Source organism: Methanococcoides sp. NM1 (assembly GCF_900774285.1).
Taxonomy (GTDB): Archaea; Halobacteriota; Methanosarcinia; order Methanosarcinales; family Methanosarcinaceae; genus Methanococcoides; species Methanococcoides vulcani.
In genome coordinates this window covers 31,455-44,037 of record NZ_CAAGTW010000006.1, presented here as the reverse complement: position 1 = coordinate 44,037, position 12,583 = coordinate 31,455, and the positions used below count along the sequence as shown (strand labels likewise).

8 protein-coding genes are annotated in these 12,583 nt (G+C 43.2%); all 8 read right to left on the bottom strand.

Annotated elements, in window-relative coordinates; genetic code table 11:
• Positions 1–264: 264 nt before the first annotated feature.
• Positions 265–1,755 (bottom strand): class I SAM-dependent DNA methyltransferase, encoded by a 1,491-nt coding sequence (locus E7X56_RS07150; protein WP_135606127.1) that lies wholly within the window; start codon positions 1,753–1,755, stop codon positions 265–267.
• A complete protein-coding gene (locus E7X56_RS07145; protein WP_244603443.1) occupies positions 1,752–3,227 on the bottom strand; it encodes an RNA-binding domain-containing protein in 1,476 nt (491 codons plus the stop codon). The genes E7X56_RS07150 and E7X56_RS07145 overlap by 4 nt, the downstream gene beginning before the upstream one ends.
• Positions 3,224–5,335 carry a restriction endonuclease subunit S gene (locus tag E7X56_RS07140; RefSeq protein ID WP_135606126.1) on the bottom strand — a complete coding sequence of 704 codons (2,112 nt, stop codon included), beginning with the start codon at positions 5,333–5,335 and terminating at the stop codon, positions 3,224–3,226. Before E7X56_RS07140 ends, E7X56_RS07145 begins: the two co-directional genes overlap by 4 nt.
• Positions 5,313–6,800, bottom strand: coding sequence for an EVE domain-containing protein (locus tag E7X56_RS07135; protein ID WP_167879476.1), 1,488 nt, complete (start codon positions 6,798–6,800; stop codon positions 5,313–5,315). Before E7X56_RS07135 ends, E7X56_RS07140 begins: the two co-directional genes overlap by 23 nt.
• A gap of 173 nt (positions 6,801–6,973) precedes the next feature.
• A complete protein-coding gene (locus E7X56_RS07130) occupies positions 6,974–9,730 on the bottom strand; it encodes a type I restriction-modification enzyme R subunit C-terminal domain-containing protein (RefSeq protein ID WP_135606124.1) in 2,757 nt (918 codons plus the stop codon).
• A 124-nt stretch (positions 9,731–9,854) separates the two neighbouring features.
• Positions 9,855–10,955 carry an ABC transporter ATP-binding protein gene (locus tag E7X56_RS07125; RefSeq protein WP_135606123.1) on the bottom strand — a complete coding sequence of 367 codons (1,101 nt, stop codon included), beginning with the start codon at positions 10,953–10,955 and terminating at the stop codon, positions 9,855–9,857.
• 9 nt (positions 10,956–10,964) lie between these two features.
• On the bottom strand, positions 10,965–11,633 hold the full coding sequence (gene modB, locus E7X56_RS07120; RefSeq protein WP_135606122.1) for a molybdate ABC transporter permease subunit: 669 nt from the start codon (positions 11,631–11,633) through the stop codon (positions 10,965–10,967).
• Entirely contained in the window at positions 11,633–12,448 is an 816-nt protein-coding gene (gene modA, locus E7X56_RS07115; RefSeq protein ID WP_244603442.1) for a molybdate ABC transporter substrate-binding protein, read from the bottom strand. Before modA ends, modB begins: the two co-directional genes overlap by 1 nt.
• Positions 12,449–12,583 lie beyond the last annotated feature (135 nt).

The following is a 12,583-nucleotide window of genomic DNA, read 5'->3' as shown; positions in this document are numbered from 1 at the left end:
TACGAAAAAAGATTTACTCTTGTATTCCAAAAATACGTCAGTGCGATAGACGATGAATCAAAAGAATCTTCACTTTCGAATTCTAAACATAGATTTGTGTTAGGCTGATGTTTTCAATTCATCTGCCCAATATTCATTTTTGCTCTTTAGAAACCGATTGATAGTATAAATTCAGATTAAAAGTTAATCTATAAGAGCCGACATTTCAGATGGATTTTCTGGAAAATGATGCTGCCTGCATAAGCAGACAACAGCATCACATCCTTACTCACCATCTCCATTGATCACTACCATGATCTCCTTGAAGCTCTCAAGTGATGCCTCAATATTTTCAATGATCTCATTCGCAAGAACATCAGGATCCGGCAGGTTATCGAGGTCAGCAAGACTCGCATCCTTGAGCCAGAATATATCCAGGTTCGTCTTATCCCTTGCCACGATCTCGTCATAAGTAAACTTACGGAAACGCCCCTCTGGATTCTCCTCGCTCCACGTGTCCTCACGCCTGAAGCGATCCTCAGGATTGTAGCACCGGATGAAATCTTCCAGATCAGAGAACTTCATGGGGTTCTTTTTCAGCGTGTGATGCACGTTGGTCCGGTAGTCGTATATCCACACTTCCTTTGTCCACGGCTCTTTAGCTGCGGGTTTTGCTTCAAAGAAGAGCACGTTCGCTTTGACACCGTTCGCATAGAAGATGCCTGTGGGCAGGCGAAGTATCGTATGTAAGTCGGTGGTCTCAAGAAGCTTCTTGCGCAAGACTTCCCCTGCACCGCCTTCGAACAGCACGTTATCCGGAAGGACCACTGCTGCCTGACCGCCTGCTTTGAGGATGGTGTGGATGTGCTGCACGAAGTTGAGCTGCTTGTTGCTTGTGGTCACCCAGAAATCCTGCCGGTTGTATGTGAGGTCTTCCTTTTCAAGCTCTCCTGCATCGTTGGTGAAGGTCATACTGCTCTTCTTACCGAATGGCGGGTTGGTGAGGATATAATCGTAACGTTCCCCTGAGTCAGCTATGAGTGCATCAGAATTGGATATTGCAGGCTCCCCGTCTATCTCACCGATGTTGTGAAGGAACAGGTTCATCAATGCCAGTCTTCGCGTTCCGGCGACGATCTCATTGCCACTAAAGGTCTTGTTCTTCAGGAACCGGTTCTGCTCACTATCCGGCTGATAATGTGATGTAAGGAAGTCATAGGCTGCCAAAAAGAACCCGCCTGTACCACAGCAGGGGTCCCCTATTGTTTTCATGGGTTCAGGACGCAGGCATTCCACCATTGTCCTGATGAGCGGTCGCGGAGTGAAATACTGGCCTGCTCCGCTTTTGGTATCCTCTGCATTCTTCTGCAAAAGCCCTTCGTAGATCTCGCCCTTGGTATCAACACCCATCATCACCCAGCTTTCCTTGTCGATCATATCAATGACCTTGTAAAGCATGGCAGGATCGCTGACCTTGTTCTGTGCCTTGAGGAAGATCTGCCCGAGCATACCCGGCTTTTTCGCCAGCTCCTCCAGAAGCATCCTGTAGTGAGTGTCAAGCTCAGCTCCACGCTTTTGCTTCAACACATCCCACGTATATTCCTCAGGGATCCCGATATCCCGCTCATAAGGCGGCTTCCTGTATTCCTCCGCCATTTTCAGGAATATGAGATATGTCAACTGCTCCAGATAATCGCCATAGCTCACTCCCCCGTCACGCAGGACATTACAGAAACTCCACACTTTGGAGACAATGGATGATGTATGTTCGGTCATGTTTTCCCATTTATTTTTTCGTTCATTTCTTTAATCAAGAAGTATCCACCTGTTTTTGGTGCACCCTTAAATTTGACAAATTCAGCAATTTTTTGAAGGTCTCTTTTTGTTGTAATATTTGATACCCCTAATTTTTTTGCCAATTCGTTTGAGTTTAAACCCGGATTTTGATAAATCAACAACATGAGTTTTATTAATCGCTGTTTTACTGTATCACTTACTGTATCACTTACTGTATCACTTACTGTATCAATTAGCCATGCAGTGATTTTATCAGTTTCATTTTCCGAAGTAGCTTGCGCGGTAACAGGAATAATTGTCTTGAAAATATCCCCTTCTATAAATTGTGTATCGTTCCCGCCGGAATACAGCCTTGTATATTTGTGGAGATTACGAACTCCAGATCCCAGTTCTTCCGCTCTGCCGATCTCTTTGAAAAAGCGGGCAATTACCGGATTTTTGGGATAGGGTGTGAAATTTGTGGGGTTGATAAGACCGTGGCCATGCGGCCGGTTCCCATTTTCGGTTATGACCTGATCCTGTTCAATGATGAACTTTGCAGGGAAATTGTTCAGGTATTCCCTGTGGATGAGTATGTTTGCAGCAACTTCCCTGAAAATATTATCACGCAGGCTGATCCTCTGGTCCTTTTCAAGATAGAACGGGTCTGGCAAATGTTTTGCAACAAAAGCCATCAGCCTGTCATAGCTCTCTATCAGATTAGTGCGGATGTCATCCCTGTCATCATAGCGGTCAAGATTGACCCTTCGGAGAATGGCATCGGTGCGATATTGAGGCAGGATGCTCTGGATCACTTCATCTTTCCCAAACAACAGGACTGCTGCAAGTGTGTAACCTTCCTTTCCGCTATGGTAATCACGTTGGTATAAACGTGCACTGTTTAGAATTTCCTCATCACTCATGACACCCCACGGATGATTTGGATTTTCAGCACGAACCATTTTCCTTACCCTCTGGAAAAGGTCACTTCTGAGATCTTCCATTCTAACGTAAGGATAAATGCGATTTTCAGAGAACGAACTCTGTTTGCGGATATACAGATGTGCCACAGCATCAGACCGATTGGTGATATTCATATCCCCGTCTTCGTTCCGGTCAAATATTTTCCCGTTACAGTAATGGACCTGAGAGCTTTCAGGAATATTAAGGTAAAGAACGATCTTCCCATCGATTTCAATGGTCTCCGGCAAAATATACAAAGGCGGATTGATCTTCTGCGGATTGTTCAGCGCAGTTACCAGGTCCTTTTTGATCTGTGGCAAAGCATCAGCATCTATCCCCGTAACGGTCCCATCATCCCGAACTCCAAGAACAATATGCCCGCCACTGCGATTCAAAAAAGAGCAAACACTGTCATATACATCCTTGTTCAGCTTGTTCCTGCACTCCTTAAATTCCACAGTAAGCCCTTCACCATCCTTGATGATGCCTTTCAGTTGCTCCGAGATCATGTTTTCCCCTTCTTACTACTGTCCGTTTTTTCAGCCTTTATACGATCCAGTAATACCTCAGCCGGCTCCCAATCCGGCGCCCTTCGCACCTCTTCCAGCTCCCGCTCATTGAGCAACTTCCCCTCGAACGCCTTTTTCAAAATACTCTGCCGCAGTGCCTCGGCCTTTTCGAGGTTTTCTTCAATGTCCTGCTCGACTTTATCGCAGACCGAAAGGCGTGTTTCTATTTCCTGGACGATGGTTTGTTGTTCTGGGAAGGAGCAGAGTGGAAATGATAGATTAGAAAGAACTGTTAAATTTATAGAAGCAAGATTTACCGTTTGTTTTGCATTTTTGAAGAAATATTTTTTGGCTGTTTGTGTTTGTGAAAAATAGCCAATATATGACGATGAAAGATTACTTGAATATGGTCTTGCACGAAAAACATGGTTTTGATGAATGCAATTATCAATTTGGCTATTCCATATAGTGCCTCTTCCAAGTTTGTCTTTATCTCCGCCTTCTGTATACAAAATATCGCCTTTTACTAAACGATATTTTTCTAAGTCAGTTTCCAACACGTCAATATATTTGATTTCAGAAAGATCCAAATATCCATCTTGAACATTGGCGACTCTTAAATAAGGTAAAGAGATTTTTTCTTTCCCTTCCAACTTTCTCCCTTTGGTTACTCCACCTATAAGATTACATAAATCCTGCAATTTCACCCAATACCAATATTTTGGCAACTTTGACAAATTGGCCAGTTCTGATTCTATAAGTGGTTCAGTTTCCCTGAGTTTCTTTGGTTTACTGGGTTTTTTGCCTTCTTCCCCATCAGCTTCCCACACTTTAACTGCCCTCTTCCACCCATCCAGCTTCTTGCTGTAACTTTCTTCTCGCTCCACCCGAATCTGCTCCAGCAAATCCTCCGCATCCGGCAGATCGGTCTGCTGCTCCCGCCATTCCCCCGTAAGCTCCCCCTCAAATGCCTTCTTCAGAACCGCCTGCCGGTACACCTTGAGCTGCTCCTGTGCCAGTTTGAGGTTGGCAATGCCGTTGTCCAGCTCGCTGAAGAGCTGCTCGATCTTGGAAACTATGGCGCGTTGTTCGGGGAGGGGAGGGAAAGGAATTAAAGAATTACTGATAAATATTTTTGGCACACGCTTTTGTCCAACACTTCCAGTCATATTTGATTCTGCCAATTTACGATAATATTTTTGGCGAATATAATAATGTATATAGTCAGGAACAGTTGCACCTTTAGAACGTAAAACAATAAATTCAGTTGAGCCAAATCCCAGATTGTTTAACAAATTTCTTGCTATTGCTGCTTTCCCATTCTCCATACAAGGAGTGATTTTTGCAAATATAACGTCTTCATTTTGAAATGCAGTATAACCTTTAATTACCTTTGAAAAAGTTTGATCAGCTGGTGCAGTAATAACGCCTGAATCAGCATCAACTGAAGACATTGGAACAAATGATACTTGTGTATCAGAAGGAACAAGGTCTTTGGAAGGCTTTGGTGGATTTATTTCTAAAATATCCTTAAAGGATACAACTTTCCATCCCTCTGGCATATTAGTTAATTCATCGTTTCTATCTTTGATGTGCTTTATTTTCTTTCTTTTATTATCAAGTGATTGCTTTGAATATGAATTGGTAATATTTTCTTCACCAGATTCTAAAGGTGCTATGTTCTGATTTTTTTTTCTTGGCATGCTGTTGATTATTTTGTTTTCAAAGTAATCCAATGATAAGTAACAGTAAGATTGTGGTGGCCTAAAGTCTTTTTTTAATAAATAAGGGTCAATTGGCTTAGAAAATATCTCCAGATTTTTTATTTCAATTGCATAGCCAATATCTGAATTTTTGAAATAATCAAAAAAATCCTTTTTTGAGATTCCCCCATACTTATGGCATTTATCCCACAGTTTTTGAGGTAAATCATCAATGATTCTAGCAATCTCAAAAGATGCAACTACTTTTTTGACCGGAGAGCTCGAATAGATGAATACTTTATTGATGTCTTTCTTTTTGAAAATAGCTTTTCTAAACTCGAATATCTTTTTACCTGCTAGGATTTCATCAACATATTTTGGTTTAATTGACAGTAAAACGTTCATCGAGTTTGCCACCGTTTTTTAGGGCTAAATATTGCTCATGGTTTATTTCAGTTATTGATTGTGGAGCAGTTTTCAAGATAGATTTATTCTTTAGATACTTTAAATTTAATGGATTTGGCAAGTACAAATGATGCTTAAATCGAAGTACAAATACTGTTTTTTGTGCCCATTCTCTAAGTTCTTCGTCAGAATACACACTTCTTTTTCCAACAATCCTTTTAAGTTCATCGGCATCATTAATTCTAATTGGTTCCTGATCAACAATTCCAATCGCAGTGATTGCTTGTTGGTCTTTTGAACGATAGAACAGAACAATACTTCCCGGAGTAATTTTATTAATTCTTGAAGATGACAAATAAGCTTTTTTAATTGCATTGCCTGGAATGTTGATTTCAGAATAATCCGCAAAAGTCATTTGACGTTTGGAATAATCAGGAAATAGAACATCATGATATTGAGGTTGAATTGGGATCACAAATTTTTTAATATCTGCTCCATCTTTAAAGCACGGATAATAGGTTTTAGCAGTTTCAATCGGAGATAAACTTGTATTTTCAGGGATGAATTTTTTTAAATACACACGTTCTCCATTACTGACTTTTTCACCTTTATCTTTAAAACCATAATTTCCAATGACAGATACTAAAGGGTCATCTTCTGCTTTAAAGTGAGTGAGGTATGTTTCAAAAAATTGGTTATTAATGCAGTATTGAAAAGCCATTTTAAGGAATAGTTCTCCCATTTTTGAACCCGACAAATCCACTTTCAAAGTTGCTATTTTAATTCGACGTCCAGCAGGTATGGGAGGAAGAGTGTCGATTGCTTGGTTTTCTTCTTCTTTGAGCATAAGAAATGCTTTAATCGTTCTTTCCGCTTCATATATCCAGCATTTACGATTCTGTTTTACACATTTTTCAATCCACCAATTCTGAAAATCAGGATAATCCTCTTTCAATGAATCAAAAAAAGGTTGATTTATATTAACTTCATGAGCATAATATTTCTTTAGCAAAGAATGCTGAGGGACATTTCTATTATACAATCTTTGGAAGTACTCAAGTGCAGAAGCAATCGAAAATACGCGATCATCAATATCCAATTGAATTGCTTTTTTGCGAATTCCTTTATCTTCTGTGATTAGGAAATCGACAAGATTTTTCTTGAGTGAAAAAAGAATTTCGTTATCATTTTCATCATGTGAATTTGTAGGAGTGCCTACTAACGAAACAAAATGATCATCTGGTTTAGGGGGTGAAGGAAGAGGAGGATAACCACGAAGTTTTGATAAAGTAATTCTCCTTCTTCCAATGTCATTATCATTTTCTATATCCTTTCGGGAAGCAGGATGAATAAACTCTTGATGACCATGTTCACGGATTATTGTCAATAATGCCTGGAGATTGGGAGAAAGCTCTTTAGGGTCTTGAATATGAATCAAAATATTTGTGTCATATAAAATTTTCATCTTCCACTTCAACTCCATTAACAATCCGTACAAATAAGGTTCAAATGTTGACGGGTGTATAAAAATATTTTATCCGAACTTTACTCCGTACTTATCTCCGAACCTTTGTCCGAACTTTCCCTCACAGTTTTCCCACAGTTATTACCACAGTTATTACCACAGCGATCTCAAAATCAAACCGCCAAAGCCTCATTCAATTCACTAATAACCACATTCATCTCGTCTCCGAAGAGCTGGTACATTCTGCCACGACCACCCATAGCATCAAACGGAGTGTAATCGAGGTCTTCGAGCTCCAGGTGGAAACTGTTGGCTACGTAGTCTTTAATCATTCGGAGCCAGTTCATCTGTTCTTCATTGAATTTCAGGGTTCCGGCCTGTTTGCTGAATACCCAGTTCTGGAAGTTCCTGTTCACGGTCTGGTCGTAGGCGGTCAGGACGGGGTCGATCTCGGTGACCCTGCGAATAAGGGATACCAGAGCTGTAAGCTCATTCTTTGGGGAATTGCCGTTGACCGTTTCCAGCTGCTCGTAGGCCTGCCAGACCCTTGAGGGTGCGAGGTAGGGTTTTTCCAGCTTTAGTTTCTCCAGCACTTCCTTGATCATCCTGAAGGTCACATCCCTGCGCTGGTAGGGCTGGTTGTAGAATATGCTGAGTGCTGTGATCTCATCCTTATTGGCTTCCATATAGGCTTTGAAATCACTGATAAGCTCATCTGCTTTTACAACGGCGTCCTTGTCCCACTCAGCCCTGAGGACAGTATCGGTGTTCACCGTATCGATGATCTGATCATGCACCCTGCATACATTCTCGATATACTCGTTAAGCTCTCCTGTAAAAGTGGATCTGGCAGCATCGATCAATTCCTGTTGTGCCTGCTTCTGCACCTCTTGCTCAGGCATCCGGGGTTGCTGCTGCTTTATGCCGGCAGCCCTGGCATCAATAATATCAGGATTATAGGCACTGAACAGGTCCCGGATAGCCTCATTGATTTCCTTTCCGCCGGTCTTTTCAGCAAAAGTGGCTCTCTCTTCATCGGTGATCTGCTTGTTCAGCCTTGCCAGCCGGCTGGCAAGTGAAATGTAAATGTCTTCATCCTGAGCGCCAAAAGTGACCGCTGCAAGCAGGTCTTTCAGGGGGATTCCCTTCTTGCGCTCCAGAGGTCTGCTGTCGGTCTTCATGGACTTTGTAACGCCCACAGCATCCACCACCACAAAATGCGTCTTAGCCGAAACAGCCGAAGGTGTCACCTTTTTCAGATCATCATGACCCATGGTTCGGGTTCCCCTGCCCTTCATCTGCTCGAAATAGTTCCTGCTTTTCACATCCCTCATGAACAGCAGGCATTCCAGAGGCTTAACATCCGTGCCGGTAGCGATCATATCCACCGTCACAGCAATTCTTGGATTGTAATCATTACGGAACTGCGACAGCACCGATTTCGGGTCTTCCTCAACCTTGTAGGTCACCTTCTTGCAAAAGGCATTACCTTCCCCGAACTCTTTTCGCACGGTCTGGATAATATCATCCGCATGGCTGTCGGTCTTGGCAAAGATCAGCGTCTTCGGGACCTCCTCCCTTCCCGGGAATATCTCCGGCAGCTTATCCCTGAAGGTCCGTATAACATTTCGTATCTGGCTCGGGTTAACAACATCCCGGTCAAGCCTGGTGCCAGTGTACGTATAGTCCTCATCCAGCTGCTCCCAGCGCTTCCTGCGGGTAAGTTTCTCCCGCTTGTCCACGAACTCCTTCGCGTTTATCTTCGCTCCCTTTTTTGTGATCTCCGTCTCAATAGTGTACACATCATAGCCAACGTTCACACCATCTGCCACCGCTTCCTCATGACCGTACTCGCTTACAACATTCTCATCGAAAAAACCGAAAGTACGCTTATCAGGAGTTGCTGTCAGGCCGATCAGGAACGAATCGAAATAATCAAGCACCTGCTGCCACAGGTTGTAGATGGAACGGTGACACTCATCGACCACCACGAAATCAAACTCTTCGATAGGGATACTCTCATTATAGACAACAGGAAGCGGTTCCTTTGGCTGCCATTGCTTCTCAGCAGGATTCTCAGTTTCTGATTCTTCATCCAGCTCCTCATCTTTAAGAATCGAATACAGACGCTGGATGGTGGAAATGCACACCTGGCTATCCGAAGAAATATAATTGGAACGCAAACGCTGCACATTGTACAGCTCAGTGAACTTGCGGTTATCATCATTTGGCATATAAGCCATAAATTCCTGCTCCGCCTGCTCACCAAGGTTTCTGGTATCAACAAGGAACAGTATCTTTTTAGCATCCGCATATTTCAACAGGCGGTAAATGAAAGTAATAGCAGTATAGGTCTTCCCGGAACCTGTCGCCATCTGGACCAGAGCCTTTGGACGATTATCCTTGAAAGAAGTTTCAAGATTGTTAATTGCCATTATCTGGCAATCACGCAGCCCGTCAACCTTCAATCCCGGTATGGAAAGCAGTCTTTCCCTCAAAGACTCTTCTTTTTTCAGAGATTCCCTAAATGTTTCAGGTCGATGAAAAGAAAAAACAGACCTTGATCTTGGCTTTGGATCACGATAATCAGTAAACCTTGTCAGTTTCCCGGTACTCTCATAAACAAAAGGCAGCGAATCATTGTCCAGATACTTCAACTTGCTTGTAGCATATTCGGAAGATTGTTCTTCAACAACCGTCAGATGATGGCCTTCCTCCTCCCTTTTAGCTTCAATAATTCCAACCGGTCTTCTATCGACAAAAAGAACATAATCCGCAGGTCCTACATCGGTCAGATACTCCTTAACGGCAATGCCCGAAGAAGCATTCCAGTCAACCTTATTTTTATCCTGCACAACCCAGCCGGAATCATTTAACTTCCGATCGATATGATCTCTGGCTTCCTGCTCGGGATTCTGATTGTGACTCATGTGTTAGTACCTGCTGAAATTTACACTTTATTATTCTAACAACAGTTCCATACTCACATTTAATATAAATATTATTTCTTTTAATTTCCCTAAAAAAATCGTAAATACTCTTATTTCGGACTATTCACTCAAAAACCAGCACATCATCCGGAGAGATCTCCACGATCACGCGTGAAAAATCGATATCTCCTGACAAACGTGTCGGAACCTCACAAAGCAGGATAAAGTCACTTCCATCAAGTTCGACCGCCATTATTTTACTGCTTCCCTTATCAGTAACATCAATGACATTGCCTGCAAAAACGTTGTCATTGCCCGAAAGCAAATTCTCATCATAGGTTTTCAGGTGCACATTTTCCGGTCGGATCCCACAGGACACATTTTCAGATACAGCCACACTGGAACTTGTTATGAATTGCAGACCTCTGCCTTCAACTACAGTTCCCGCTGGTGATCTCCCAACCACTTTCCCGTTGTCAAAGATATTGCTGACTCCCACAAGCTCGGCCACATTCCTGTCAACAGGAGAATAGAAAACCTCCCTCGGACTGCCTGTCTGGTGAACTTTGCCATTATGAAGAACTATCACCCTGTCTGCAAGCGAAAATGCTTCCTCGGGGCTGTGAGTGATGAACAGGACAGGGATTCCAAGCTCATTCTGAATTGCTTTTATTCTTTCTCTCAGACGCATCCTGACTACCATATCAAGAGCAGAGAACGGCTCATCCAGTAGCAGAATCCCTGGGTTGGGTGCAAGGGCACGGGCAAGGGCAACCCTCTGTTTCTGACCACCTGACAACTGTGAAGGATACCTGTCCTCCAGTCCCTCGATGTGCAAAAGGCGAAGCATCTCGAACATCCGTTCCTCCTTCTTCTCCTTATTCCATCCCTTAAGGCCATAGGTGATATTCTTCCTCACATCCATATGCGGGAAAAGGGCATAGTTCTGGAAAACATAACCCGGACGCCTGTACTGTGGCTGGAGGTTGACACCTGAACTGCTGTCGAAATATATCTGGTCATTAACAACGATGCTACCACTCTCAGGGGTTTCCAGCCCTGCGATGCATCGAAGTGTCGTGGTCTTGCCGGAACCGGAACGGCCAAAAAGGACCACCAGTTCATCCCCCGTTTCAAAAGTGGCATCCAGCGAAAAAACATCTTCGTTGCTGCCCTTTTTATTTCGGGACCTGTATTCCTTTGTCACACTTACCTTTACACCCATTTGACCACCTCACACGCTCCAGCGGTTCACAAACCTTGCAGTAAGTGCCATGGACAGCAGCGAAACAACAACAAGAGTTATCACAAGAATATTTGCCAGTGCATCATTGCCTGACTGGAATGCAGTATAGATAGAAAGCGACATTGTATTAGTTTTCCCGGGAATATTACCCGCAACCATAAGAGTGGCACCGAACTCGCCGACAGCCCTTGCAAAACTCAGAACGATACCTGCGAGTATGCCTTTTTTGGCAAGGGGAAGGGTCACAAAGAGCATTGTCTCAAGCTCACTGTGCCCAAGCGTATAGGCCGCATACTCCAGTTCGCGATCGACCGCACCGATTGCTGAAGCCGTTGTTTTCACCATAAGGGGAAGCGATACCACAAACGCCGCTATCACCGCAGCATGCCATGTGAAAAGCAGTGACCATCCCGTCAGTTCAAAGATAGTCTTGCCTATCATTCCGTTCTTCCCCAGCAGGACCACAAGCAGATAACCGGTGACCGTCGGTGGAAGCACCAGCGGAAGAGTTACAATGATATCAGCGAGCCATTTCCCCCTGAACTCCCGTCTTGCAAGTGCATAGGAAATCAAAATTCCAAGCACAGCTACAAAAGCAGTGGACAGAACCGCCACTTTGAGAGTTATCAGCAGGGGGATCCAGGCATCTTCAAGCATTAATTCTCATCCGTTACTGTAAAACCATACTTTTCGAATATATCTTTTCCTTCATCTGAAAGCACATAGTCTATAAATTCCTGAGAAGCTTGCTTTTCAGCTGAAGAAGAAACGGTCGCAATAGGATAGCTTATACTGGTGGTTAACGGGATCTCCGCTACAACTTCGATCTCATCCATATCAGAGTTCATCGCATCTGTCATATAAACAAAACCTGCGTCCACTTCTCCGTTCTCAACATAGACCAGCACCTGCTTCACAGTTTCCGCATAAATTAGCTTTTCACTTACATCATCCCACAGCGAAGCCTCCTCAAGTGCACCTTTTGCATATCTTCCTACAGGTGCAACTTCTGGATTTCCAATTGCTATTTTTGTGACAGAACTATCTGTAAGGTCTTCAAGGGATATTATCTTATTTTCACCGGATCTCGGAACGATCATAACAAGGGAATTCTCAGCAAAATTATTCCTTGTATCAGTATCTATCAAATCTCCTTCTTCAAGAAGATCCATGTGCTTCTGGGAAGCAGAGGCAAAGACATCGATAGGAGCACCAGCTTCTATCTGCATACGAAGAGAGCCGGAACCTGCAAAATTAAGATTTACATCAACCTCAGCATGCTGTGCTTCAAATTCCTGTTCGATCTCTGTAAAACTCTCGGTCAGGCTCGCAGCTGCTGAAACCGTGATCTCTGTATTCTCCTTCGTCTGGGATGATGGCATTACCAGCATAGCAGCAGCAGCAACCAGGACAACTGCTGCAATAAGCATAATCAGATGATTCTTTTCCATACAATACCTCGTATCGACCATAACAAACCGTTATGTTTTCCAGAACATAACGGTATGGAATTAGGCTATTTATATAAAAGTTTATTGCCAATTTGTATAATCCCATCTCGAAAACAGCTTACTCGTACATATTTAAAAATTCCAGACCAACGAATC